At 72.9% G+C, this 24,736-nt stretch carries 21 protein-coding genes and 1 pseudogene; 13 read left to right on the top strand and 9 right to left on the bottom strand.

The features are described 5' to 3' along the window. Positions 1 to 98: 98 nt before the first annotated feature. Entirely contained in the window at positions 99 to 575 is a 477-nt protein-coding gene (locus AC0666_RS29050) for a ZIP family metal transporter (RefSeq protein ID WP_478708647.1), read from the bottom strand. Positions 576 to 652: 77 nt separating this feature from the next. Continuing rightward, on the bottom strand, positions 653 to 1,141 hold the full coding sequence (locus AC0666_RS29045; RefSeq protein WP_478708646.1) for an FAD-dependent oxidoreductase: 489 nt from the start codon (positions 1,139 to 1,141) through the stop codon (positions 653 to 655). Between the two features lie 217 nt (positions 1,142 to 1,358). On the opposite strand from AC0666_RS29045, the gene panD reads away from it, so the two are divergent. The 3 genes from panD to AC0666_RS29030 all read left to right on the top strand — a co-directional run bounded on the left by panD (position 1,359) and on the right by AC0666_RS29030 (position 4,246). Beyond that, entirely contained in the window at positions 1,359 to 1,778 is a 420-nt protein-coding gene (panD, locus tag AC0666_RS29040) for an aspartate 1-decarboxylase (RefSeq protein WP_468969376.1), read from the top strand. Positions 1,779 to 1,793: 15 nt separating this feature from the next. Next, complete coding sequence (locus AC0666_RS29035; protein WP_478708645.1) at positions 1,794 to 2,147, top strand: GNAT family N-acetyltransferase; 354 nt, start codon at positions 1,794 to 1,796, stop codon at positions 2,145 to 2,147. 887 nt (positions 2,148 to 3,034) lie between these two features. Further along, positions 3,035 to 4,246 (top strand): transglycosylase family protein, encoded by a 1,212-nt coding sequence (locus tag AC0666_RS29030; protein ID WP_469156012.1) that lies wholly within the window; start codon positions 3,035 to 3,037, stop codon positions 4,244 to 4,246. On the opposite strand, the pseudogene AC0666_RS29025 reads toward AC0666_RS29030, so the two are convergent. Further along, positions 4,238 to 5,098, bottom strand: a pseudogene (locus AC0666_RS29025) (DMT family transporter); the annotation flags it as partial. The gene AC0666_RS29030 and the pseudogene AC0666_RS29025 overlap by 9 nt on opposite strands. A 259-nt stretch (positions 5,099 to 5,357) precedes the next feature. On the opposite strand from AC0666_RS29025, the gene AC0666_RS29020 reads away from it, so the two are divergent. The 3 genes from AC0666_RS29020 (at position 5,358) to AC0666_RS29010 (ending at position 8,666) form a co-directional block, all read left to right on the top strand. Further along, on the top strand, positions 5,358 to 6,845 hold the full coding sequence (locus AC0666_RS29020; RefSeq protein ID WP_478708644.1) for an SDR family NAD(P)-dependent oxidoreductase: 1,488 nt from the start codon (positions 5,358 to 5,360) through the stop codon (positions 6,843 to 6,845). A 460-nt stretch (positions 6,846 to 7,305) separates the two neighbouring features. Further along, positions 7,306 to 7,482: a hypothetical protein gene (locus tag AC0666_RS29015; RefSeq protein WP_361721330.1), complete on the top strand. Its 177-nt coding sequence runs from the start codon at positions 7,306 to 7,308 to the stop codon at positions 7,480 to 7,482. A gap of 200 nt (positions 7,483 to 7,682) precedes the next feature. Beyond that, on the top strand, positions 7,683 to 8,666 hold the full coding sequence (locus AC0666_RS29010; RefSeq protein ID WP_468969385.1) for an NAD-dependent epimerase/dehydratase family protein: 984 nt from the start codon (positions 7,683 to 7,685) through the stop codon (positions 8,664 to 8,666). On the opposite strand, the gene AC0666_RS29005 is transcribed toward AC0666_RS29010, so the two are convergent. The 3 genes from AC0666_RS29005 to AC0666_RS28995 are packed head-to-tail and all read right to left on the bottom strand — an operon-like array spanning position 8,652 to position 11,568. Next, the gene (locus tag AC0666_RS29005) at positions 8,652 to 10,106 is read right to left on the bottom strand and encodes a lipase maturation factor family protein (protein ID WP_478708643.1); all 1,455 of its coding nucleotides are present in this window, start codon (positions 10,104 to 10,106) and stop codon (positions 8,652 to 8,654) included. The two genes, AC0666_RS29010 and AC0666_RS29005, sit on opposite strands and share 15 nt — an antisense overlap. Before the next feature lie 20 nt (positions 10,107 to 10,126). Beyond that, positions 10,127 to 10,675, bottom strand: a complete 549-nt coding sequence (locus tag AC0666_RS29000; RefSeq protein WP_478708655.1) for a DUF1990 family protein — start codon at positions 10,673 to 10,675, stop codon at positions 10,127 to 10,129. 8 nt (positions 10,676 to 10,683) lie between these two features. Next, positions 10,684 to 11,568, bottom strand: coding sequence for a YndJ family protein (locus AC0666_RS28995; RefSeq protein ID WP_468969391.1), 885 nt, complete (start codon positions 11,566 to 11,568; stop codon positions 10,684 to 10,686). A gap of 180 nt (positions 11,569 to 11,748) precedes the next feature. On the opposite strand from AC0666_RS28995, the gene AC0666_RS28990 reads away from it, so the two are divergent. From AC0666_RS28990 to AC0666_RS28975, 4 genes are all read left to right on the top strand, one after another. After that, the gene (locus tag AC0666_RS28990; RefSeq protein ID WP_478708642.1) at positions 11,749 to 13,044 is read left to right on the top strand and encodes a DUF6777 domain-containing protein; all 1,296 of its coding nucleotides are present in this window, start codon (positions 11,749 to 11,751) and stop codon (positions 13,042 to 13,044) included. Between the two features lie 7 nt (positions 13,045 to 13,051). After that, positions 13,052 to 15,115 carry a SpoIIE family protein phosphatase gene (locus AC0666_RS28985; protein WP_478708641.1) on the top strand — a complete coding sequence of 688 codons (2,064 nt, stop codon included), beginning with the start codon at positions 13,052 to 13,054 and terminating at the stop codon, positions 15,113 to 15,115. A 169-nt stretch (positions 15,116 to 15,284) separates the two neighbouring features. Beyond that, positions 15,285 to 16,145 (top strand): Fpg/Nei family DNA glycosylase, encoded by an 861-nt coding sequence (locus AC0666_RS28980; protein ID WP_478708640.1) that lies wholly within the window; start codon positions 15,285 to 15,287, stop codon positions 16,143 to 16,145. A 74-nt stretch (positions 16,146 to 16,219) separates the two neighbouring features. Continuing rightward, a complete protein-coding gene (locus AC0666_RS28975; protein ID WP_478708639.1) occupies positions 16,220 to 16,651 on the top strand; it encodes a hypothetical protein in 432 nt (143 codons plus the stop codon). Between the two features lie 53 nt (positions 16,652 to 16,704). Here the strand turns inward: AC0666_RS28975 and AC0666_RS28970 are convergent, their stop codons facing one another. Next, positions 16,705 to 17,205, bottom strand: coding sequence for a hypothetical protein (locus AC0666_RS28970; RefSeq protein WP_468969616.1), 501 nt, complete (start codon positions 17,203 to 17,205; stop codon positions 16,705 to 16,707). Positions 17,206 to 17,395: 190 nt separating this feature from the next. Next, entirely contained in the window at positions 17,396 to 17,935 is a 540-nt protein-coding gene (locus AC0666_RS28965; RefSeq protein WP_361721303.1) for a sigma-70 family RNA polymerase sigma factor, read from the bottom strand. A gap of 272 nt (positions 17,936 to 18,207) precedes the next feature. On the opposite strand from AC0666_RS28965, the gene AC0666_RS28960 reads away from it, so the two are divergent. From AC0666_RS28960 to AC0666_RS28950, 3 genes are all read left to right on the top strand, one after another. After that, positions 18,208 to 19,425: a CapA family protein gene (locus AC0666_RS28960; RefSeq protein ID WP_468969405.1), complete on the top strand. Its 1,218-nt coding sequence runs from the start codon at positions 18,208 to 18,210 to the stop codon at positions 19,423 to 19,425. Positions 19,426 to 19,496: 71 nt separating this feature from the next. Further along, positions 19,497 to 22,811, top strand: a complete 3,315-nt coding sequence (gene lysX / locus AC0666_RS28955; RefSeq protein WP_478708638.1) for a bifunctional lysylphosphatidylglycerol synthetase/lysine--tRNA ligase LysX — start codon at positions 19,497 to 19,499, stop codon at positions 22,809 to 22,811. A gap of 70 nt (positions 22,812 to 22,881) precedes the next feature. Next, a complete protein-coding gene (locus AC0666_RS28950) occupies positions 22,882 to 23,790 on the top strand; it encodes a polysaccharide deacetylase family protein (protein ID WP_478708637.1) in 909 nt (302 codons plus the stop codon). 82 nt (positions 23,791 to 23,872) lie between these two features. Here AC0666_RS28950 and AC0666_RS28945 read toward each other — a convergent pair whose 3' ends face one another. Continuing rightward, the gene (locus AC0666_RS28945) at positions 23,873 to 24,547 is read right to left on the bottom strand and encodes a class F sortase (RefSeq protein ID WP_361721291.1); all 675 of its coding nucleotides are present in this window, start codon (positions 24,545 to 24,547) and stop codon (positions 23,873 to 23,875) included. Positions 24,548 to 24,736 lie beyond the last annotated feature (189 nt).

Genomic DNA, 24,736 nt, shown 5'->3' with positions numbered 1-24,736 from the left:
ACGTCTATCGGCAAGCCTAACCAAGGAACGGTGCAGACGCCGGAGAAGCCGCCGTGGGGGGCGGGACACTCGGTTCTGCGCGCGGCTGGGCGGGTCGGCTATTCGAGGGCGGACAGGGCGCCGGCGACGGCGAATCCGAGGACGGTCAGCAGGCCGGTCGCCTTGCCGCCGCGCTCGTACGCTTCGGGCATCATCGAATTGGCGAGCATCGTCGGCACCGACCCGGCGGCGAAGCCCTCCGCGTAGCGTCCGTCTGCCTGGGGCAGCAGCTGCAGAATGCCGTATCCGGCCGCGGCGCTCGCTGCGGCCACCGCTACCAAGGCCCACCAGGCCCGGTAGGCCTGACGAGGTGATTGCCCCGCAGCGAGCATGCCCGAGGTCGCACCGAGGCTTTCGGGCATGTTGGAGATGAAGACGGCGGCCAGGAAGGCGATGCTGACGTGCCCGCCGGCTGCGACGCCCATGCCCAGGACAATCGATTCCGGAATTCCGTCGAGCAGCGCACCGATGACGATCGATCGGTCCGCCGAACCCTTGGAGGATGCCGAAGCAGCCCGGTCGACGAAGAAGAACACCAGAGCTCCGCCGGCCAGCGCGAGTTCTGGTTCCGTCGGGCTGCACGAACTGGGACACACGCTGTGGGCTTCCGGTACTACGCCTTGGCCGGGTACAGCGCAGAGATCTCGGACGCACCGGACTGGTCGAGGGGGCCGAACGCGACCAAGCAGCACATCCCCTCCACCCAGTCGCGCACCTCCGGCGCGGCCTTGAAGGCGTCCAGCTGCTCACGCATCGATCGTCGGCCCAGGCCCTCCGGGTCCGAACTCACCGTTTCCAGGAACGGCTCCGGGAACAGGGTCATGCCCGGGGCGCAGAACTGGTCGAACGCCTCCAGTGCCCGCTCGACATCGTCGTCGGACAAGTCCACGACGCGGCCGTCGGAGACGACCGCCTGCCGCAGCCCCTCCAGCACCGGGAATGTCTCGGTCTCGACCGCGTACCGGTCGACCTCGGACCACACGTGCGGCTGCAGAGGGTGGACCCACGTACCGCCGAACTCCATCGGATGCCCGTCGTGGTCCTTGGTGTAGGTCCGGCCGCCCAGCCGCATGGGGCTGATCGGCGCGAACCGGCCGTTCACCGGGTCGTGCTCGGTGCGGATGAAGGCGTCGTGTGCTGGAGCAGTGCTTCAGTCCGGGGCAAGGTCCTGACGGTGGCCAGGAAGGTCGGCAATTGGTCAGCACGACTCCTGAGAGACCTTGGGGAAGCTGACCGAACATGCGAATGGTTGTAATCTGCGGAGACCGCCCTTGACCTGCGATGAGCAGGCAGGGAGCAGACCAATCGGGAGATTCTCCATGTTTCGGACAATGTTCAAGTCCAAGATCCACCGCGCCACCGTCACCCAGGCCGACCTGCACTACGTGGGCTCCGTGACCATAGATGCGGACCTCCTCGACGCGGCTGATCTGCTGCCCGGGGAGCTCGTGCACATCGTGGACATCACCAACGGGGCGCGGTTGGAGACGTACGTCATCGAGGGGGAGCGCGGTTCCGGAGTCATCGGGATCAACGGCGCCGCCGCGCATCTCGTGCACCCGGGGGACCTCGTCATCCTGATCAGCTACGCGCAGGTCGAGGACGCCGAGGCCAGGACGCTGAAGCCCCGTGTCGTACACGTCGACGCGGACAACCGGATCATCGAGCTGGGCGCGGACCCGTCCGCCCCGGTGCCGGGAACGGACCAGGAGCGCAGCCCCCACGCGGTGGCTGTCTGAGGGGAGTACGGGGCCATGTCGCAGACCGGGACGATCGAGTTCAAGGACGAGCGGGAAGCCGGGCGGCTGCTCGCCGTCGAGGGCGGGCAGGTCGTCGGGCTGATCGCGTACTTCGTGCTCGCGGAGGCGCCGAGCGCACTGGTGGCGGTGCACACCATCGTCGAGCCCGGTCACGAGGGCCGGGGCATCGCCGGGGACCTGGTGCACGCCTTCTACGGCATCGCCGCCTCCCAGGGCGTGCCGGTGGTGCCGCTGTGCCCGTACGCGGCGAGCTGGGCCGCCCGGCACCCCGATCAGGCCCCCGAGGCCCCGGCGGAGGTCGTCGCCGCGGCCAAGACCCAGCTGGACGCGAGCCCCGACCTCTGGTGACGGGCCCAGTCCCGGCGCACCTCCCACCCGTGCACGCCCCGGTCCCGGCCACCCTGCGGGCGCGGGGCCGCACGGGCGAGTTGCCCGCTGCCCGCGCCGTTTTCCGCAGGCGTAGGCGGCCCGATGGGGGGAAGGTGGCCCATATGGTGCGATACGCAGACGAAGACCAGACGCAGCCGCCGGTGCCGGAGCCGTCGCCCGTGCCGCAGCCGCCGAGTCCGACGCCGCCGTTCCCGGACCCCGAGCCCATTCCGCGGCCCGTGCCGCCCGTCCCCGGGCCGGTGCCCGAGCCCGATCCGGTGCCGCCGCCGCCGGGGCCCGCGCCGATCCCGCAGCCCGGACCCCTCAGCTGAGCGGCTGCACCGGCCCGTGCGTACCTCCGGAGCGGACACCGCTCCGGAGGGGGCGGAACGAGGCCTCGCGGCCCCGGAGAATCCCCGTCGGCACTGACTGAGGCCGCCGGGGGCCACTCCACGCCGCGCGGGGCGGCCTCTTGGCGCGCCCGCGACGTCGCGAAGGCCGCAGTGACGAGGATCGCGCCCGCCGGTCCTCCTGCGCCCCGTATCCGTGCGTCCGCCCCCGGCGTCCGCCCCCGTCCCGTCGGACCCCGTAGGCCGCCCGCAGCTCGTCAGGGCCTGACACCGCCACCGCGATCCCGGCCACCGGCACGGGCACGCCCCGGCCGAGTGGGAGCCGCGCCCTGCCGCATGCCCCGGTGTGCGGGTCGCCGGTGGCCGCGCCCGCACCGGTGCCGCGAGAGTTCCTGCACACCGATGTGCACCGACGCCCTGTCAACTTCCGGCGGCATGCGCCCCGTTGCGCCTCTTGTCATGCACCCAACGCGACGTTAGGTTGTGCGCTTCCTGATGTCTTCGATGGGGGCTCCCATGGGTGTACGGGGTCGGCACCGCCGGTACCAGCCGAGCAGCATCAACCGCGCATCACTCGCCGTCACCGCCGGTGGCGCCGGGATCGCGCTCCCCCTGATCGGCACCGGCGCCGCCCAGGCCGCCTCCCTGGACACCTGGGACAAGGTGGCCGGGTGCGAGTCCACCCACAACTGGCACATCAACACCGGCAACGGCTACTACGGCGGGCTCCAGTTCAGCCAGAGCACGTGGCGCGCCTTCGGCGGCACCGCCTACGCCCCCCGCGCCGACCTGGCGACCAAGGACCAGCAGATCGCGGTCGCCGAGAAGGTGCTCAAGGGGCAGGGCCCGCAGGCCTGGCCGGTGTGCGGGAAGCAGGCGGGGCTCAGCCGCAGCGCGCCGGCGCCCGCCGCGACCCCGCAGGTCCCCACCCAGCAGGCCAAGGCCCCCGCCACCGCACCGCAGGCCGCCGCACCCCGACCGACCGGCACGCCGGTGCTGCCGAACCCGTACGTCGTCGCCCCCGGCGACTCCCTCTCGGCCATCGCCACCAGCCGGCACGTCGAGGGCGGCTGGCAAGCGCTGTACGAGACGAACCGGGCGACCGTGGGCAGCGACCCGAACCTGATCTTCCCCGGCCAGCGGCTCACCCTGCGCGTCACCACCGCCCCGGCCCCGCCGCCGCCCGCCCAGAACCCCGAGAAGCCCCCGCGCACCGCCGAGCCCGTCAAACCCGTTCAGCCCGCGGCGGAGAAGCCCGCCGAGAAGCCCGCCGCAAAGCCTGCGGAAAAACCCGCCGAGAAGCCGGCCGCACAGCCCGCCTCGGGCGGGTTCGTCGCTCCCGTCGACGCAGCCCTCGGCACCCGCTACCGCGTCTCGGGGTCCTCCTGGTCCAGCGGCTACCACACGGGCGTCGACTTCCCCGTGGCGACCGGGACCTCAGTGAAGGCCGTCGGCCCGGGCGAAGTCGTCTCCGCCGGATGGGCCGGAGCGTACGGATACCAGGTCGTCATCCGGCACCACGACGGCCGGTACTCGCAGTACGCCCACCTCTCGGCGCTCGGGGTCAAGGCCGGAGCGCAGGTCTCGGGCGGCCAGCGGATCGGCCGCTCGGGCTCGACCGGGAACACCACGGGACCGCATCTGCACTTCGAGATGCGGACGGGACCCGGTTACGGCTCCGACATCGACCCGCTGAAGTACCTCCGCGGCCACGGAGTCAGCATCTGACCCCCGCACGTGCGACGGCACGGCCGTGAGCAGGACCAGGCCGGCCGCCGCCAGCGCGGCGCTCGCCAGGGCCGAGGCCGTGCCCACGGCCCCGTACCGGAAGCCCTCGCCGAAGAGCGTGATGCCGACCGCCGCCGCCACCACCGGGTTGACCACCGTCACGGTGGCCAGCGGCGCGGTCAGCCCCGCGCCCCGATAGGCGGCCTGCGAGAGCAGCAGCCCGGCCGAAGCCAGCACCGCGATCGCCGCCAGGGCGGGCCACAGGGAGCCCGCGGACCCGGCGGCGCCGAGCGCACCGGTGACGCCCTCGGCGACCGACTTGGTGAACACCGAGGCCATGCCGAACGCCGTACCGGCCGCCGCGGCCAGCAGCACGCTGCGCAGCACCGCCCGGTGCATCCGGTGCGCCGCCAGGGACAGGACGGCCACGCCGGCCCCCGTCGCCAGCAGCAGCAGTACCTGCTCGCCGCCGGCCAGCGGCTGGCCCCCGTCCCGGTTCCCGCCGGTCAGGGCCAGCAGGCCCGCCAGGCCCACCGTGGCCATGAGGGCGCCCCGCCAGGCCGCCGCACCCGCCCGCCGGCGGACGAAGACGGCGGCCATCGGCAGCGCGAAGACGATGGTGAGCGCACCCAGCGGCTGGACCAGGCTCAGCGGCCCGTAGGCGAGCGCCACCACGTGCAGCAGGGCGCCGAGGCCGTTCAGTGCGACCGCGACCCACCAGCCGGGTCGGCGCAGCGCCGCGTACGTGCGGTCCGGGGTGCCGGCCGCGACCCGCTCCTGGACGATCGCGCCGCCCGCGTACGCCACAGCGGAGACCAGGCACAGCAGGACCGACAGCACAAGGGCACTCATAGATTCCACAATGCCTTGCCCGAGCGGCCTATTCCTCCCCCTCAAGGAGGTATCCGATCATCCTCAAGGCATACTCCGAACGGAGTAGAGGATCACTCCGCGTCCTCCCTGCGGACTGTTTCCGGTGACCCCGCGGTAGCCCTGCGTGAGAGACGGCGGAACGGGTTTGGTCCCGGGCGCGTCGGATCCGTACAGTTGCCGTTTTGGGGACATCCGCAGCAGGCGGACGCGGACGAGTGATCAAGGAACGGCAGCGGCCATGACGGTGACCGAAGACAGCCAGGACTACGGGCAGGCCCACGGGCCGGGCATCGACCCCGAGCGCCTGGCCCTCTGCCTGAGCGTGCTCGGCGAGCTGGACGAGCTCGACGTCGACCACCCCGACGCCATCACCGTACGCCGTGCCACCGCGGGCCTCTACCGCACGGTCAAGCAGCGCCGCCGCCAGGAGCGCCGCGCCGCCAAGACCGCCAACGACAAGGCCGTCACCGAGGCGACCGCGACCGGCTCCGCCGAGCGCATCGACGACGAGACCGAGGGCATCCTGCCCTCCTCGGTCACGGAGGCCGGCCGGATCGCCGGGATACTCCAGCGCCCGCGTTCCTGCTACGTCTGCAAGACGCGGTACGTCGAGGTCGACTACTTCTACCACCAGCTCTGCCCGAACTGCGCCGCCGAGAACCGAGGCAAGCGCGAGGCCCGTGCCGACCTCTCCGGCAAGCGCGCGCTGCTCACCGGCGGCCGGGCCAAGATCGGCATGTACATCGCGCTGCGGCTGCTGCGCGACGGTGCGCACACCACCGTCACCACCCGCTTCCCCAAGGACGCCATCCGCCGCTTCAAGGCGATGGACGACTCGGCGGACTGGCTGCACCGCCTGGAGGTCGTCGGCATCGACCTGCGCGACCCGGCCCAGGCCGTGGCGCTCGCCGACCAGGTGGCCGCGGCCGGGCCGCTGGACATCCTGATCAACAACGCGACGCAGACCGTGCGCCGCCTGCCCTCCGCGTACGCGGCGCTGGTCGAAGGGGAGGGCGCCCCGCTCCCCGCCGGTGAGCTCCCCGCCCACCACGTCATCGGCGCCTTCAATTCCGGCGCGGTCGACGGTCTGGCGGCGCTGCCCGTCGGCGTGAGCGGCCTCGAAGCGCAGAAGGTCGCCGACCTCGCCCTGGTCGCGGGCAACGCCAGCATCGCCCGGCACCTCGACGGCACCGCCATCGACGCCGGCGGCCTGCTCCCGGACGTCGTCGAAACCAACACCTGGGTGCAGACCATCGACCAGATCTCCCCGGTGGAGCTGCTCGAAACCCAGCTGTGCAACTACACGTCGCCGTTCATCCTGATCAGCAAGCTCCGGCCGGCCATGGCCGAGGCCGCCCGCCGGGCGTCCAGTGGGCGTGCGTACGTCGTCAACGTCTCCGCGATGGAAGGCGTGTTCAGCCGCGGCTACAAGGGCGCGGGGCACCCGAACACCAATGCCGCCAAGGCCGCGATGAACATGGTGACGCGGACCAGCGGCCGGGAGATGTTCGAGACCGACCGCATCCTCATGACCTCGGTCGACACCGGCTGGATCACCGACGAGCGCCCGCACTTCGACAAGCTGCGCCTGGCCGAGGAGGGCTTCCACGCCCCGCTCGACCTGGTCGACGGCGCGGCCCGGGTCTACGACCCCGTCGTGCGCGGCGAGGCAGGCGAGGACCTCTACGGCGTGTTCCTCAAGGACTACGCCCCCGCCAACTGGTAAACCCCGCAAACCCCGAGCCTGCGCGCCCCGGCCTCCGTACAGGAGCCGGGGCGCGGCCCGTTCACCGTGCGCGCGGGTGCGCCTCCGCCGCGACCGGCTCCGGCGCAGGGTCGGCGCCGCTTCCCCCTCCGGACCGGCCGCGAAGGCACCTGGGCGTCACTGCCGCTCCCTCCGTCGCCCTGCTCGTGCCGGACTCCTGCCGCATTCGTGCCGTGGAGCAGACCATCTGCTGTGGAGCCTCGGCCCACGACTTGCTGAACGGAGGAAGAAATCGAGTGGTCGGGGTGGATTTTGCCGTTCCATCGAGCGGGGGTGCGCTCATATGTGTACTCTGAGGGGCAGCAAGAAGGCCCCAACCGGGCCACGCTCCACCACGGCGCCACCGCGTCCGGAAACCCTTTATCCCTTGTGCCCGGCACGCGGTTCGCCCGCCGGGTTGCGCAACACAAAGGAGTGCGCGGTGACAGACACGACGACGAAGCCCGACGAGACCCTGACGGAGCGTCCGGGGCGGCGCAACAGCCCCCGCACCGACAAGCTCGGCAACCTCGAAGTCTGGGCCCGGTCCGCCCCCATCCGGCTGGCGGGTTACGAGGACGACCTGGCGGAATCGCACATCCTGCCCGGCATCGACTGAGCGTTCCCGGCATCGACTCGGCGTCCCGGCGCCCCCGAGCCGACACGGCGACGGGGGCGCTGCGCTGTACGGGGGAGCCCCCGCACGGCTCGGACCGCGGCGGCACGCCGCCGAGTTCCCGCATCGCGTACGCCGTCAGCGTCATCGCTCAGGGCGATCACCACTTCCCCGGCCCCCCAGGTCCGGGCACGCTGATCCGCATGAAACTACTGATGCTCGGCGGTACCGAATTCGTCGGACGCGCGATCACCGATGACGCCCTGGACCGCGGCTGGGAGGTCACGGTCTTCCACCGCGGGCACCACGCGGCCCCGCCCGGAACCTCCGCCGTGCACGGAGACCGCACGGTGCCCGGCAGCCTGGCTGCCCTGGCCGAGGGGAAGTGGGACCTCGTCGTCGACACCTGGTCCGGCGCCCCGACCGCGGTCCGCGACAGCGCCCGCCTGCTGAGCGGCCGGGCCGGGCGGTACGCCTACATCTCCAGCCGGTCGGTCTACGCCTACCCGGCCCCCGCCGGCATGGGCGAGGACGGGCCGCTGGTCGAGGGCTCGCCCGACGCCGAGTCCCTCGCCTACGCCGAGGACAAGCGCGGCGGTGAACTCGCCGCCCTGGACGCCTTCGGAGACCGCGCCCTGCTCGTGCGCGCCGGGCTGATCCTGGGCCCGTACGAGAACGTCGGCCGACTGCCCTGGTGGCTGAACCGGGCCGCCCGCGGCGGCCCCATGGTCGCCCCCGGGCCGCGGGACCTGCCGCTCCAGTACATCGACGTACGCGACCTCGCCCGCTGGACCCTGGACGCCGCCGTGGCCGGGCACGGCGGCCCGTACAACCTGGTCTCCCCGGTCGGACACGCCACGATGGGCAGCTTCCTGGAGGCCTGCGTCGCGGCCACCGGCGGCGCGGCCGAGCTGCGCTGGACCGACCCGGCCCTGATCGCCGAGGCCGGCATCGAGCCCTGGACCGAACTGCCGGTGTGGCTGCCCGAGGGGGAACTCCACGACTACATGTTCCGCGGCGACGTGGCCAAGGCCCTGGCCGCCGGCCTCACGTGCCGCCCGGTGGAGGAGACCGTGGCCGACACCTGGGCCTGGCTCCGCTCGCTCGGCGGCGTCGCCCCGCAACGCCCCGACCGGCCGCGCAAGGGCATCACGGAGGAGCAGGAGGCGGCGCTACTCGGGCTCTGACCACTCGGGCTCCGACCGGGCCGCGTGCGCGAGACGGGTCGGCGCCAGGTACTCGCGCAGCAGCCTGCGGTGCCACCACGCCCCCGTCTCGCGCAACTCCCGCCAGGTGGTGAACCGGTAGCGGTAGAGCCGGGCCCGGACGTAGACGGGCGGGGCGTCCGGGAAGGGGTTGTGCCGGATCAGACGCAGCGTGTCCCGGTCCCCGGTCAGCAGCCTCTCCACGAACGGCCCGAACCAGTCCCGGGCGTACGCGGGGGAGAGCGCGGCGAACCACATCAGCCAGTCCAGCCGGAGGTGGTACGGGGCGAACTGGCGCGGCAACCTGCGCACATCGCCCGGTTTCCCCTTGAACCCGTACTCCCGCCACTCCCCGTCCTCGCGCGGCAGCGGGTCCGCGGTGCCCTCGACGACCACCTCGTCGCGGATCCGGCCCACCGTGCCGAAGGCGCCGTAGGTGTTGACCAGGTGGAGGGAGTCGAAGGAGCGGTTCATGACCTGGCGCCGCGAGATCATGTTCCGCACCGGATGCCGGCTGAGCCACAGCACCAGCACCGTCACGGCGCACACCAGGACCATGAACCAGACGGGCGCGCCGCGCGAGGCCGCGGCGGGGGGCGGCCCCGCGAGCCCGGTGAAGTCGATCGCCGACAGGACGGGCGTGATCGTCACCCAGTTCAGCCAGGCGAAATTGCCGGACAGCACCAGCCACAGCTGCGTGGCCACGATGACCCCGGCCGCGTACGAGGCGACCGGTTGCGGGGTGAACAGCAGCACCGGCACCACCAGTTGTGTCACGTGGTTGGCGGCGCACTCCACCCGGTGCAGCGGCCTCGGCAGATGGTGGAAGAACCAGCTCAGCGGCCCCGGCATCGGCTGCGTCTCGTGGTGGTAGTACAGGCAGGTCAGCTTGCGCCAGCAGGCGTCTCCGCGCATCTTGATCAGCCCGGCGCCGAACTCCACCCGGAAGACCACCCAGCGCAGCAGCCACAGCACCAGAACCGGCGGCCCGACCCGCCCATTGCCCAGGAAGACGGCGAGGAAGCCGATCTCCAGCAGCAGCGACTCCCAACCGAAGGAGTACCAGGTCTGCCCCACGTTCACGATCGACAGGTACAGCAGCCACAACAGCGCCCACAGGCCCATCGCCGCAGCCAGGGGCATTTCGTCCCCCGCGCCCGCCGCCAGGGCCGCCGCCCCGGACGCCCCCGTCCAGGCGCAGCAGGCGAAGAGCCGGTCCGAGTAGCGCAGTTGAAAGAGGCTCGGAGCCGCCTTGAACGGCACGTACCGTACGTAGCGCGGCACCGGCAGCATGCCGTGCGCCCCGATCAGCGCCCGGAACTGGAGGGCCGCCGCGAGGAAGGCGAAGAGGTAGACGCCTGCCAGGGCCCGCTGGAAGACCAGCCGGCCCAGCCAGTAACCGGGCGCCGTGAACCAGTCCATCGCCTCCAGTATCCGGCCGATCAGGCCGCCGCGGCCAGCCTGCGCAGGGTGCGGCTCAGCAGGCGGGCGTAACCCCGCTGGAGGACGGGCATCAGCGGGCCCGCCAGGCGGGTGTACCAGGCGACCGGGCGGCTGAACGCGGTCACCTCGAACCACACCGTGTCGTCGGCGTCGCGGATGACCATGAAGGACTCCTCGCCGCTCTCCGGGTGCCCGGTCAGCGTCCCGTACGCGAAACCGGTGCGCCCGGGCTCGTACGCGGTCCGGACCACCTGGCAGGGGGCGCTGATCCGCAGCGGGCCGAAGCCGATGCCGACCACCACCCGGGTGCCCGGCCGCACGGCGCCGTGATCGGCGCGGACGAGCATCCCCGAGGCGCGGTGGGCGCGGAAGGTGGTGACGGCGGCCCCGGCGGCCTCGAAGACGGCGCGGCCCGAGCCGATCCGGGTCCGGTGGTGCAGGTGGTTGTATCCGGCGGGCAGCGGCCGGTGCTCCGTCGCGTTCCGCTCCGCGTAGTTGAAAGCCGGGTGGGCGTACCGGGGATCGACGGCGGCCCGGCCGGTGCTGATGAGTCGGGTCACGGGGTGCTCTCCTCCATGTGTCGCGGGCTGTGCTGCGCCCCGGTCAGCCGGCGCCAGGCCAGCACCGAGCACAGGGCGAAGCCGAGCGCGTTGCCGAGACCGTGGGTCGCGGCCATCCAGGTCAAGGTGGGGTGTACGAGCCCGGTGGCCTCGCCGAGCGCCCACCACAGGGCGAGCAGCATGGTGGCCACCAGGACCACGGCCGAGGTCCCGAGCAGCGCCCGCGCCGTCCGGTCGCGGCCGGTGGGCCGGATCTCCCGCCAGGTCAGCAGCGCCACGGCCCACATGCCGGCGGTCAGCACCACCGCGCCCGCCAGTTCGGCCCAGTCGTCGACGAAGTAGCCGAGGAGCACCAGCAGCGTTCCGCCGGGGACGCTGTACGCCGCCCCGCGCGCCAGGGCACCGGCCCCGGGCTCCGTCGTGCGGCATACGAGTCCCGCGACGAGGGCGGCCGTGAAACCGGCGAAGTGGAAGTGGGGCACGGTCAGGGCCAGGATGTCGAGGTCGAAGCCGAACAGCCGGCAGCCGGCGCGTTCGGCGACCAGGGCGATCCCGGCGACCGAGGGCGAGACGAGCGCGGTGAGCACCGCGACCTCGGACGGTGCGAGCCGGCGGGTACCCCCGGACGGAGTCCCGGAGAGGGCCCGCAGCAGCCGCTGCGCCGCCCGGGCTGCGAGGACCAGCGTGGCCGCCGCGTAGAGCGCGGCGAGCGCAGTGGCGCCGGCGCCGCGCGGCAGCCAGAGGCACAGGGCCCCGGGGGCTGCCAGGAGGGGCCAGATCCGGGCGGTCCCGAGCAGCCCGACCGGGTCGATCAGGCGCAGACCCAGGGGCACGACGCAGAGCATGCCCAGGGTGACGATGAGGTTCACCAACACCGCCACCGCGGACTCCCCTCCTCAAGCGGGCCAACGCTTTGAACGCGTTCAACCGTCGATGGCGACCCTACGGGGTCCCTTGAACATGTTCAAGACCGAGGGTGGGTTCTGGCGGCGCTCCGGTTGCGGCCCTCTCCCGGATGCGGCAGACAAGAGGGAACACCCTGGGCGAAAAGGGAGATATCCGTGCACGCACCGACACCCCGTCAGGCGCCGCGTCGTCACACGCCGGTCCGCGCCGCCCTCTTCGCTCTCGTCGGCCTGTGCGCCGCGGCATGCGGCGGCGCCGAGGAGCAGCAGGGCGGCACGGCCGGGCCCGAGAGCCAGGACGTCCAGCTCCAGCCCGTGGCGGCCGCCGGCCTCGACCCCTTCACCCCCTCCTCCGCCCCCGGCGAGTCCGCCCCGCTCCAGGCGCCGCTGCCCAACCGGACCGGCAAGGGCATCCGCACCGTGAGCGCGGCCACCCCCGGTCTGTACGGCGGCACCGAGCGGTACGGCAGCTGCGATGTGGAACAGCAGGTCAGTGCCCTGACGAAGGACGACAAGAAGACCCGCGCCTTCGCCGAGGCGGCAGCCGTCGATTCGGCGAAGGTCCCCGACTTCCTGCGCGGCCTCACCCCCGTGGTGCTGCGCGCCGACACCCGGGTCACCAGCCACGGCTTCCGGGACGGCCGAGCCCACCCCTTCCAGTCCGTGCTCCAGGCGGGGACCGCCGTGCTCGTCGACGCCCACGGCATGCCCCGGGTCCGGTGCGCCGGCGGGAATCCGCTGCTCGCGCCGCGGGCCCCCAAGGGCACACCGGTACTCAAGGGCGAGCAGTGGGCCGCCTACCAGCCCTCACAGGTCATCGTGATCGAACCGACCCCCGCCGAACTGCGCAGCCTGATCATCGTCAACATCGCCGACAACAGCTGGCTGGAGCGCACCACCGGCGACGACGGCGCCCAGGACCGCCTCCCGCAGCCGGTTCCCCCGTACGACCCGTCCGACGGAATCCCGGACGTCCCCCTCACCCCGCCGAACGCCCCGCCGAACGCCCCGCCGAACGGCATGCCGAGCGGGCCGCCTTCGGACGGCTCCCGCGTACCGGCGCCGCCGCAGCAGCCGGCGCAGCCCCCGGCGCCGGCGCAGTCCGCCCCCTCGGCAGTGCCGCCGGGAGGCCCGTCCGAGGCGGCGCCGCAGGCCGACCCGGGTGTCCCGCCCGCGCCCGACGGCGCGGCCCCGCAGCCGGACTCCCCCCGGGACCGGTTGTCCCCTCCGGACCCGCTGTCCCCTCGGGATCAGCTGTCCCCCCGGGATCCGCTGTCCCCTGCGGATCCGCTGTCCCCGCAGGACCCGCTGTCGTCCCCCCAGGACCCGCTGTCCCCCCAGGACCCGAACGTGCCGGACGACCCGTTCGGCCCGCGCGACCAGGACGAGCTCGCTCCCCTCCCGGACCAGCAGCAGCCCCCGGACCCCGGTTCCGACCTGGAGAGCGCCTGACCGGCCCGTGTGTCATGGTGGACCGGTGCCGACCACCGTATCGCTGCCGGACGACTGGCCCGCACACCCGGACCGGTCGCTCTCGCTCAACCGCATGGGAAGTTTCGACTGGGACCTGGTCACCGGTCTCATGCACATGGACGCGGCGGCCCTGGACGTGTTCGACACGGCCCCCGAGGACTACGACGGCCGGCCCGAATCCCTCTCCCCGCGCGTCCCGCCGTCCGAGGCGACCCGGCTGGACGCGCTCGTCGCCGGCGCCCTCAAGAGCGGCGTGGACAGCTACGGCGCGTACTTCCGCATCCGCTGCCGCGACGGCAGCCTGCGCTGGACGCACACCCAGGGCCGCGTCATGCGCGAGCGGGACGGCCGCCCGTTCCGGATCATCGGAATCGTCAGGGACGCCACCGAGGAGCTCAGCCACTCGGCGGAGCGCCTCGGCCTGGACGAGGAGCGCCGCCGCCAGACCTCCGTCGTCGAGAGCACCACCGCAGCCCTCGCCCACGCCAGGACCGTGCAGGACGTCATCGACGCCCTCGGCGACGCCCACGGCCTGGAGCGGCTCGGCACCATGGGCATGGTGATGGGCCTGGTCGAGGCGGGCCGGATCCACCTCGTGGCTGAGGGGCCGGTGGGCAGTTTCGTCCCCGGCACCCGCTACACCCGCATCGACGAGCAGTACCCCATGAGCGAGGTCGTCCGCTCGCTCCAGCCGCGGTTCCTCGACTCCGCGCAGGAGTTCGCCCACGACTACCCGGGGCTCTGGGTCAAGATCTCGTCCATGGACATCTCGGCGGCCGCGTACTTGCCGCTGATCGCCCAGGCCCGCCCCATAGGCGCGCTCGGGCTGCTCTACAAGGACAAGGACGGCTTCACCCAGGACGAGCGCAACCTCCTCGTCGCGCTCGGCAGCAGCATCGCGCAGAGCCTGCAGCGCGCGATGCTCCTGGAGCAGGAGCACGATCTGGCGGAGGGCCTCCAGCAGGCGATGCTGCCGCGCCGGATCCCCTCGGTACCCGGCGCCGACATCGCGGTCCGCTACCGCTCCGCCCGGATGGGCCGGGACATCGGCGGAGACTGGTACGACGTCATCCCGCTGCCCGGCGGCCGGGTCGGGGCGATCATCGGCGACGTCCAGGGCCACGACACGCACGCGGCGGCGGTCATGGGCCAGCTGCGGATCGTGCTGCGCGCCTACGCCGCCGAGGGGCACTCACCGGGCACGGTCATGGCCCGGGCGTCCTCGTTCCTCCACGAGCTCGACACCGACCGCTTCGCGACGTGCACGTACGCGGAGGCCGACCTCACGACGGGAGTCCTGCAACTGGTGCGGGCCGGGCACATCGACCCGCTCGTGCGCACCCCGGACGGCGGCTGCCGGAGGCTGGCGGTGGAGGGCGGGATGCCGCTGGGGCTGTCGACGGAGTTCGGCCGCCTGGACTATCCGGTGACCACGGTGGAACTGGACCCCGGGGAAACGCTTCTGCTGTGCACGGACGGCCTGGTGGAACAGCCCGGCGCGGACCTCGACGACGGGGTGCAGCTCCTCACCGCGCTGATCCGCAGCGGGCCCTCGGACCTCCAGCAGCTGGCGGACCGGCTGTGCGGGGTGATCGACGAGCGCGGTGGCGACGACGACATGGCCCTGCTCCTGCTGCGCCGCCAGGTCAAGGACACCCCGCAGGGCGGCGGCCGCCTCCAGCAGCACGTGGCCCCGGGAGACCCCGAGGCGCTGGTCGCGGCCCGCCACATGATCGGGGCGGCGGTGCGGGCGTGGGGCGCGCGGGAGAGTGCCGACGAGATCGAACTCGTCGCGGACGAGCTGATCGTGAACGCCCTGATGCACACGGACGGCCCGGCCATCGTGACCCTGCGGGTCCTGGCCGGAGCGCAGCGCAGGCTCAGGGTGGAGGTCGAGGACCGCTCCAGTGCCCTGCCCCGGCGGCGCGAGGCGGGGAGCGCAGGGGTGTCGGGGCGGGGGCTGATGCTGGTCGACCGCTTGGCGGAGGTCTGGGGAGTCGAGCCGCGCGGCAGCGGCAAGTGCGTGTGGTGCGAGTTCTCCCTGCCCTGACCCGCCCGCTGCCCTGACCCGCCCGGCGCTGTGCTGGCCCGCTCGCCGCTGCCCTGACCGGCTCGCCGCTGGGCTGACCCGCCCGGCGCTGCCGTGACCAGCTCGGCGCTGCGCCGGCGCGCTACGGGCTGCGCTGGCGCAGGGCCGGAAGCGTTGGCAGGCTGGTGGCATGCCCGAGCTGCCCGAGGTCGAGGCCCTCCGGGAGTTCCTCGACGCGCATCTGGCCGGGCGGGTGGTGGAGCGCGTCCTCCCGCTCGCCGTCAGCGTGCTCAAGACGTACGACCCCCCGCTCAGCGCCCTCGAAGGGCAGACCGCCGGGACCACCACCCGCTACGGCAAGTTCCTGGCGATGCGGATCGGGGAGCTCCACCTCGTCACCCACCTCGCCCGGGCCGGCTGGCTGCGCTGGCAGGACGACCTGCCCGACCGGCCGCCCCGCCCCGGCAAGGGGCCGCTCGCCCTGCGCGTGGCGCTGGAGGGCGGCGGCGGCTTCGACCTGACCGAGGCGGGCACCCAGAAGCGGCTCGCGGTGTACGTGGTCCACGACCCGCAGGGGGTGCCGGGCATCGCCCGCCTGGGGCCGGACCCGCTGGCCGAGGACTTCGACCGGGACGCGTTCGCCGCGCTGCTGGCGGGCGAGCGCCGGCAGATCAAGGGCGTCCTGCGCGACCAGGGTGTCATCGCCGGGATCGGCAACGCCTACAGCGACGAGATCCTGCACGCGGCCAAGGTCTCGCCCTTCAAACTGGCCGCCTCCTTCGACGACGAGCAGGTCACCCACCTCTACGAGGCAGTCCGGGAGACGCTGCGCGAGGCGGTCTCCCGCGCGCACGGCGTGGCCGCAGGGAGCCTCAAGGTCGAGAAGAAGAGCGGGCTGCGCGTGCACGGGAGGGAGGGGGAGGCGTGCCCGGTGTGCGGGGACACCATCCGATCGGTCTCCTTCGCGGACTCCTCGCTGCAGTACTGTCCGACCTGCCAGACCGGCGGCAAGCCGCTCGCCGACCGCAGGCTCTCCCGCCTCCTGAAATGAGCCCCGCCTCCTCCCTCGACCGGGTCTCCCCGCGGCCTCCTCACCGGACCCGCGGCTGCGTACACTTCCGCACCATGTCCGAGCCGCAGTCGCCGCAGTCGCCGCAGCAGCCGGGGTCACAGCCGCCCCGGCGCGAGGTCGTCACGGGCGTGCCCCGCGGCACCCGCCGCCGTCCGCCCGCGCACACCCCGGCGCGCTCGGAGATCTCCGAGCAGACGACCCTCGGTGCCACCTACGTACGCGCCCTCATGCGCAGCCAACTCCGCGCGGGTCTGGGCGCGCTGGCCGCCCTCGCCCTGCTGGTCGGGACCCTGCCCCTGCTGTTCGCGCTGCCGCGCTCGGCGTCGGGGCCGCTGGAGTGGGTGGCCCTCGGGCTGGTGGTGTACCCGGTGATGTGGCTCATCGGCCGCTGGTACGTGACCCGCGCCGAGCACAACGAGGCCGATTTCACCGGCCTGGTGATGGACCCGGCCGAGGCGCCGGTGCCGGGCCCGCGCAAGCAGTAGCCCGCGGGGCCGCGGCTCGCGGGGGACCGCGTCCCGCAGGGGCGGACCGCTCCTCAGAACAGGTGCATCGCCAGGTGGCCCAGCGGCAGCCCCAGCTGCCACGCGGGCGTCCACACCCGCGCGTTCTCGTCGAGGCCCGGCGGGGCGTCGGCGGGGTCGTGTCCGCCGGGGTCGAGGTTGGTGGCGAACAGCTCGGTGTGGTCCAGCCAGCGCCAGGCGGCCCGGGCCATTTCGAGGTCGGGGTCCTCACCGCGCCCGCGTTCCCGGGCCTCCTCGCCCAGCGCGAGGAAGCGGGTGTGGACCCAGTCGCGCCACGGATGCCCGTACGCCGTCAGCGACAGCCACTCGTCGAGCTGCGAGACCACCCGGATCCCGGAGAGCTCGCCGGCCGCGTCGGAGAGGTAGATGGTCAGGGCCAGCGTGTCGCGCCCGGCGCGGAACTCCAGGGTGCTGACCGGGATCAGCCGGCCCGTGCGCAGCAGTTCGTCGGCGATGTACTCCGCGTAGAGCCATGCCATGGGCACCGCGAGCCCGCCGTCACTGGTGCCGTTCATACCCTCGGGCTGCACCGTTTCCACCTTCTCCCGCGCGTCAGCTTCCCGTCGTCAGCCATGAGCCTTCACCGAGCCGCTCGCGGAACGGGGGAGGTTTACCCAACTTGAACGCACTGAGGCCGATTTCGATGCGCTTCTTGTCCGATCCGCGGGCATTCGGGTCGTTCCCTGAGTGCCGCTCCCGTCCCGCTCAGGCGCCGAGCCCGTACCCGTATCCCTGGAGGCCCTTCCTCAGGGCCCGCAGGGCGTAGTACGTACGGGACTTGACCGTGCCGGCCGGAATCCCGAGCTCCGCCGCCGCCTCGGCCACCGAGCGGTCCTGGAAGTAGACCTGCACCAGCACCTCGCGGTGCTCCGGCCCCAGGGACCCCACGGCTCTGCGGACGTCGATGGCCGTGACCGAGCCGGCCACCGCGTCCTCCGGGGCGGGCGCCTGCTCCAGTCCCTCGGGGTCGACCTCCTGCGGCCGGGACAGCCGCGCCCGGCGGGCGTCGATCGCGAGCCGCCGCGCCACCGTGAACAGCCAGGGGCGCATGGACTCGTGGTCGCTCTCCAGGACCTCGGGGTGCTGCCAGGCCCGGACCAGGGTCTCCTGGACGAGGTCCTCGGCACGCTGGCGGTCTCCGGCGGTGAGGCCGAGGAGGAATCCGAACAGGGCCCGCCCGTGGTCGCGCTGGAGCTCCGCCAGCGTCTCCGGGTCCGTGCGCAGCAGGGTGGGGGAGAGGGGCACGAGTGGCTCCTTCCTGGGTCCGTTCGGGTCCGACGGATCCACCCTCACCTGCACGGAGCGCCCCGGGAACCGTCCTGTGCCGCCGTTGCGCCCAAGCACCCGGGTCGTCCGGTGGGCGGCCGCGCCCGGCGACGAACGGTTGAACGGCGCGGCGAACGGCCGTCCGGGTGAGTCGTCCTCCCGCTGCGGAGCCGCTCCTTGACATGCGGGCACTCCTATCGACGGCAGATGATCCGATGGTCGTATTGATTCCGTGAAGGGGAGCCGACCACATGTCCAAGCACACCCGCCACACCCTCGCGCTGATATCCGCGGCCCTGCTGGCGGCCACCGCCGCAGGCTGCTCCGACGGCAGACAGTCCGCGTCCGCCACCCGCCTGGGCAACGCGCAGGCCCCGCCGCCGTCCCGGGCCGACCGCTCCGGCACCGCGCCTCCCGACGGCGCCGCCAAGGGGTTCACCCTGGTCGCGAGCGGCGACGTACTGCCCCACGACTCGATCATCAAGCGGGCGGCGGCCGACGCGCACGGCGGCGGATACGACTTCAAGCCGATGTTCTCCGGGGTCAAACCGCTGGTCTCGGCCGCCGACCTGGCGATATGCCACATGGAGACCGTCTACGGCGAGGACGGCGGCCCGTTCACCGGCTACCCCGCCTTCCAGTCCCCGCCCGCGGTCGCCGAGGGCCTCAAGGACGCCGGGTACGACGGTTGCTCCACGGCCTCGAACCACACCCTGGACGGGGGGAGCGCGGGGATCAAGCGCACCCTGGACACCTTCGACAGGGTCGGCCTCAAACACGCCGGTTCGGCCCGTACGGCCGCCGAGGCGGCCACCCCGGCCCTCTACACGGCGGGCTCCGCGAAGGTCGCGCACCTCGCGTACACCTACGACACGAACGGCTACCCGATGCCCGAGGGCCAGCCGTGGGCCGTCAACCTGATGGAGCAGGACAAGATCCTCGCGGATGCGCGGGCCGCCCGGAAGGCCGGCGCGGACGTGGTCGTGGTCAGCCTGCACTGGGGCACCGAATGGCAGACCGAGCCGGACTCCACCCAGCTCTCCCTGGGCAAGGCGCTCACGGCCTCGCAGAGCGGCGGACGCCCCGACATCGACCTGGTCCTCGGCACCCACGCACACATACCGCAGGCGTACGAGCAGCTGAACGGCACCTGGATCGTCTACGGCATGGGCGACCAGGTCGCCGGCGAGATGTTCAACTACTCCGGCGCGCGGGACATGCGCGGCAACTACGGTTCGATCGGCCGCTTCACCTTCGCCCCGCCCGCCGCCGCGGGCGGCCGCTGGCAGGTCACCAAGGCCGAGTTCGTCCCGCAGATGATGGACCTGTCCGCGGGCAAGGTCGTCAACCTGCCGGCCGCACTCGCCGCGCATCCCGGCCGCAAGGACTACGAGAGCGCCCAGGACACCGTCTCGGAGGCCGTCCTCAGCCGCGGCGCCGCCAAGAACGGCCTCACCATGGCCGAGTAGGCCCCGCGCTCCGCGCCCCCGCGTCCGGGCTCGACGCGCGGACCGCCGCCGCCCTCCCTACAGTGCGAACCATGAGTGCCACCGTGGAGGAGACCCGGGGCACCCGGAACCGCTTCCTGAACCGGGTGCCCGACGGATTCGCCGCGTTCTTCGGAACGCTCGGGCTGGTGTGCGCCGTGCTCGCGCTCTCCCCGACGCTGCGGCACCTGCTGAGGCACTTCGTCCGCTTCCTCGACGAGTTCGTCGTGCCCGTCAGCGAGAACCTCGCCTACGCCGTCTTCCTCTTCCTGCTCGCCGCGGCGCTCGGCACCCGCAAGAAGGTCGCCTGGTGGATCGTCGTCACCTATCTGGCCCTGCTGATCCTGGTCGACCTCCTGATCGTGGCCGACGGGTACTACTGGGTCGGCGGACCCTCCATGGTCATCGCCATCGCGGCCCTCGTGCTCCTGATCGCGGCCCGCAAGGAGTTCTACGCCGCCTCCCGGCCCGGCGCCTTCTGGCGGGCGCTGCTCGTCCTGGGCCTCGGCCTGCTCACCGCCGTGCTCCTCGGCTGGGGCCTGGTCGCGCTGTTCCCCGGGACCCTGCCCAGGGGGCAGTGGCTCGACTGGGCCGCGAAGCAGGTCTTCGGCGGTCTCTTCTCGGCCCGCCGGTTCGACGGCCACCCGCCCCGGCCGCTGTACTTCCTGCTCGGCCTCTTCGGCGCCCTCGCCCTGCTGAACGCCGCCGCCACCCTCTTCCGCTCCCAGCGGCTGACCGCCGCCCTGCACGGGGACGAGGAGCCCCGCATCCGCGCCCTGCTCGCCGCATACGGGCGCAGCGACTCCCTCGGCTACTTCGCCACCCGCCGCGACAAGGCCGTCGTCTTCGCCCCCAACGGCAGGGCGGGCGTCACCTACCGCGTCGAAGCCGGTGTCTGCCTCGCCAGCGGGGACCCGGTCGGCGACCCGGCCGCCTGGACCCCGGCCATCAACGCATGGCTGACCATGGCCCGCCGCCACGGCTGGCAGCCCGCCGTGATGGGGGCCTCCGAGGACGGCGCGACAGCGTACGCGCGCTCCGGGCTCAGCGCCCTCCAGCTCGGCGACGAGGCCATCCTGCACGTGGCGCGCTTCGACCTCGACGGCCGCGACATGCGGGTGACCCGCCAAGCCGTCAACCGGGTCCGCCGCACCGGCGCCACCACCCTCATACGCCGCCACTCCGCCCTCACCGACGAGGAGATGCAGCGCATCGTCGACCGCGCCGACCGCTGGCGGGACACCGAGACCGAACGCGGCTTCTCCATGGCCCTGGACCGGCTCGGCGACCCTGCCGACGGGGACTGCCTGCTCGTCGAGGCCTTCGACGCCGACGGCGAACTGATAGCCCTGCTGTCCTTCGTCCCCTGGGGCAAGGACGGCATCTCCCTGGACCTGATGCGCCGCGACCGCACGGCCCCCAACGGGGTCATGGAGTTCATGGTGGCCCAGTTGTGCGCCGCCGCTCCCGGCCTCGGCGTCCACCGGATCTCCCTGAACTTCGCCGTCTTCCGCTCCGCCTTCGAGGAGGGCGGCCGGATCGGCGCCGGACCGGTCCTCAGGCTGTGGCGGGGGCTCCTGCTGTTCTTCTCGCGCTGGTGGCAGTTGGAGGCGCTGTACCGCTCGAACGTCAAGTACGGGCCCGAGTGGTACCCGCGGTTCCTCTGCTACCAGGACGCCGGCTCGCTCGCCCGGGTCAGCCTCGCCTCCGGCATCGCGGAGGGCTTCGTCTCCGTACCGAGCCTGCGCAAGCTGTGGGGCAAGGGCCACGCCAGGGGACTCACCCCCCCGGCCACCACCGAGGGGCTGCCCTCGATCGACTCCCTCGACCTGGACCTCGCCGGGGAGAAGGGCGCCGCGGCGGCGCGGACCGAGCGGCTGCCCGAGCAGGTCCGGGTGCGCCACGCCAAGCTGGAGCGGATCCGGGCCGCCGGCACCGACCCGTACCCCGTCGGGATCCCGCAGCGCACCCACACCGCGGAGCAGTTGAAGGACGCCCACCCGGCCGTCCCCGGCCACCCGCCCGGCGCCCGCACGGGCGAACGGGTCACCCTCGCCGGACGCGTGATGGTCGTACGCGACCTCGGCGGGGTGGTCTTCGCCGTCCTGCGCGACTGGTCCGGGGACATCCAGCTGCTGCTGACCCGCGAGGAGGCCGGCGCGGACGTCCTGGACGCCTTCACCTCGCAGGTCGACTTCGGCGACCACGTCGTCGCCACCGGCCTGGTCGGTGCCAGCAAGTCCGGCGAACTGTCCGTGGTGGTCGACTCCTGGCAGCTCACCGGCAAATGCCTGCGCCCGCTGCCCGACAAGCGCAAGGGTCTTGCCGACCCCGAGGCGCGGGTACGGCGCCGCTACCTCGACCTCGTGGCGAGCCCGGAGGCCCGGGACGTCGTACGGGCCCGGTCCGCCGCCGTGCAGGCGCTGCGCCAGGGACTGCTGGACCGCGGCTACCTGGAGGTCGAGACGCCGATGCTCCAGCAGATCCACGGCGGGGCGAACGCCCGCCCCTTCCGCACCCACATCAACGCCTACGACCTCGACCTGTACCTGCGCATCGCCCCCGAGCTGTACCTCAAACGGCTGTGCGTCGGCGGCCTGGAGAAGGTCTTCGAGATGGGCCGCACCTTCCGCAACGAGGGCGTCTCCTACAAGCACAACCCCGAGTTCACCATGCTGGAGGCCTACCAGGCCTTCGCCGACTACGACGTCATGCTCGACCTCACGCGCGAGCTGATCCAGGGCGCCGCGACCGCAGCCTTCGGTTCGCCGGTCGCCCACAAGGCCGGCGCCGACGGGAAGCTCGTCGTCCACGACATCTCCGGCCCCTGGCCGGTCAAGACGATGTACGGGGCGATCAGCGAGGCGCTCGGCGAGGAAGTCGGCGCGGACACCCCCGAGCACGTGCTCCGCGGGCTCTGCGACCGGGCGAAGGTGCCGCACGCCCCCGAGGACACCCGGGGCGACGTGGCACTGGAGATGTACGAGCGGCTGGTGGAGGAGCGGACCGAGCTGCCCACCTTCTACAAGGACTTCCCGACCGACGTCTCCCCGCTGACCCGGCAGCACCGGGTGGACCCGCGCCTCGCCGAGCGCTGGGACCTGGTGGCCTTCGGCACGGAGCTGGGCACCGCCTACTCGGAGCTGACCGATCCCGTCGAACAGCGGCGCCGACTCACCGCCCAGTCGCTGCTCGCGGCCGGCGGAGACGCGGAGGCCATGGAACTCGACGAAGACTTCCTGGACGCGCTGGAGTACGCCATGCCGCCGACCGGCGGTCTGGGCATCGGCGTCGACCGGCTCGTCATGTTCCTCACCGGCCTGACGATCCGGGAGACACTGCCGTTCCCGCTGGTGCGGCGCGGCTGAACGGGTGAGGGGGAGGAGGCGCGTCCGCGCCTCTCGACATCCGCGCCGATGTCGTTGATACGTAGTAATAATGAAAAATGACGAGCCGACAGTAGGGCGACGCGCGCTCCTGCGTACCGCCGTCTTCCTCGGAGTCGCCGCCGCCTCCGGACTGCTCACCGGCGGTGAGGGCGGCAGCCCCGAACCCGGCGCCACGGTCGGCGGCCCGGGCAACGGGCCCGCCGCAGGCCTGCCCGGACCCGGCGGAGCCGCCGGACCCGGCGGGGTCCGCTCCCTGCGTGCCCAGGCCCCCGGCCGGACGGCGTACCGCCTGGACCCCATGACCGCCGAGGCCCCGCTGCGCCCCCAGGCCGCGAAGCCCGCGGTGCGCACCCGGCCCTTCCTGCACCTGCCGCCCGGCACCGGCCCGGCGAACGCCATGGTGCTCACCTTCGACGACGGACCCGACCCCCGCTACACACCGGCCATCCTCGACACCCTCTCGCGCCACGGCGTCCGCGCGATGTTCTTCGTCTGCGGGGAGATGGCCACCGACAACCGGGACCTGCTGCGCCGGATGAACGCCGAAGGTCACGTCATCGGCAACCACACCTGGACCCACCCGCTCATCCCCAACCTCAGCCGGCCCGCCCTCGCCTCCGAGATCACCCGCACGAGCGACGTCGTCCACGAGACAGTGGGAGAGGCCCCGCTGTGGTTCCGGGCGCCGTACGGGGCATGGAACCGGGCGGCGTTCGAGATCGGGGCCGAACTGGGCATGGAGCCGCTCGCCTGGACCGTGGACAGCCTGGACTGGACGGAGCCGGGCACCACCGCGATCGTCTCCCGCGTGCTCAAGGGAGCGGCGCCCGGCGTGATCGTGCTGAACCACGACGCGGGCGGCAACCGCTCGCAGAGCGTGCGCGCGCTCGACGCGTACCTGCCCCAGCTGCTCGCCCGCGGTTTCCGGACGACGCTGCCCCCGCTGCCGCCCCGCTGAGGAGCCGTGTCCCCGGCGGTTCCGGTGGAGGGCGGGCCGGGGCCGGCTCCGGGCCGGCCCCGTCAGCGGGCCGCGGACGGCCTCAGCGCGCCTGCACCATGCGGGCGAACACCACGACGTTGCCGTCGTAGCCGCGGGCCTTCGAGTAGCCGCCGCCGCAGGTGATCACCCGGAGCTCGGGCTGCCCGGTGTCCCCGTACACCCGGGAACCGGGGAAGGTGTTCTTGGAGAACACCTCCACCCCGTACACCTCGAAGACCGCCGTGCGCCCGTCGTAGCGCTCCACCTCGATGTGGTTGCCCTTGCGCAGCGAGCCCAGGCCGTAGAAGACCGCCGGACCCCGCGCGTTGTCGACGTGGCCCACGATCACCGCCGAGCCGCGCTGGCCCGGCGAAATTCCGTTGAGGTACCAGCCGGCCAGGTTCGGGTCCTGGGGCGGCGGGGCGTCGATGAAGCCCTGCGCGTCCAGACCCACCGCCATCACCGGCGCGTCCACCTTGATCTCCGGGATCTTGATGCGCTGGACCGACGAGTGTTCCAGCACCTCCACCGGAGCCTGTGGCTGGGCGGCCGCCGACGCGTCCGACGGCTGCTGCTCGGAGGGAGCCCCGACCGCGGCCGCCGCGGCCGGCTGGGGCGGCCCCTCGTCGACCTCCGCGCCGTTGCGCATCATGGCGAGGCCGGTGAGCATGACCAGCGCGAGCACGCCCCAGGGGGATCGTCTCCTGCGTGGCTGCTCACCCTCGTCCTCGGTCATGGCTCTCCCTTCCCGACGCGGGGGTCCCGACCCGCGTTCTTGTCCCACCCCGGTACGCCCTTCTTCACGCACGTTAAGGGCGTGCGCGCAAGACGGCGATCGGTGAAGGGCGAACGGGTGGTGGGGCCGGAAGGGGTGCGGCCATCCAGGTAATCGTCACATGAATGCCTGACGGGTCGTGACCTGCGG

The sequence above is a fragment of the Streptomyces sp. NPDC043680 genome (assembly GCF_056436685.1).
This window is presented reverse-complemented; position numbering and strand designations above follow the sequence as displayed.

Coding starts and splice junctions, on each gene's coding strand:
- panD (WP_468969376.1), top strand. CDS start 1,359: ATGTTTCGGACAATGTTCAAGTCCAAGATCCACCGCGCCACCGTCACC.
- AC0666_RS29035 (WP_478708645.1), top strand. CDS start 1,794: ATGTCGCAGACCGGGACGATCGAGTTCAAGGACGAGCGGGAAGCCGGG.
- AC0666_RS29030 (WP_469156012.1), top strand. CDS start 3,035: ATGGGTGTACGGGGTCGGCACCGCCGGTACCAGCCGAGCAGCATCAAC.
- AC0666_RS29020 (WP_478708644.1), top strand. CDS start 5,358: ATGACGGTGACCGAAGACAGCCAGGACTACGGGCAGGCCCACGGGCCG.
- AC0666_RS29010 (WP_468969385.1), top strand. CDS start 7,683: ATGAAACTACTGATGCTCGGCGGTACCGAATTCGTCGGACGCGCGATC.
- AC0666_RS29005 (WP_478708643.1), bottom strand. CDS start 10,106: ATGGACTGGTTCACGGCGCCCGGTTACTGGCTGGGCCGGCTGGTCTTC.
- AC0666_RS28980 (WP_478708640.1), top strand. CDS start 15,285: ATGCCCGAGCTGCCCGAGGTCGAGGCCCTCCGGGAGTTCCTCGACGCG.
- AC0666_RS28975 (WP_478708639.1), top strand. CDS start 16,220: ATGTCCGAGCCGCAGTCGCCGCAGTCGCCGCAGCAGCCGGGGTCACAG.
- AC0666_RS28970 (WP_468969616.1), bottom strand. CDS start 17,205: ATGAACGGCACCAGTGACGGCGGGCTCGCGGTGCCCATGGCATGGCTC.
- AC0666_RS28960 (WP_468969405.1), top strand. CDS start 18,208: ATGTCCAAGCACACCCGCCACACCCTCGCGCTGATATCCGCGGCCCTG.
- lysX (WP_478708638.1), top strand. CDS start 19,497: ATGAGTGCCACCGTGGAGGAGACCCGGGGCACCCGGAACCGCTTCCTG.
- AC0666_RS28950 (WP_478708637.1), top strand. CDS start 22,882: ATGAAAAATGACGAGCCGACAGTAGGGCGACGCGCGCTCCTGCGTACC.
- AC0666_RS28945 (WP_361721291.1), bottom strand. CDS start 24,547: ATGACCGAGGACGAGGGTGAGCAGCCACGCAGGAGACGATCCCCCTGG.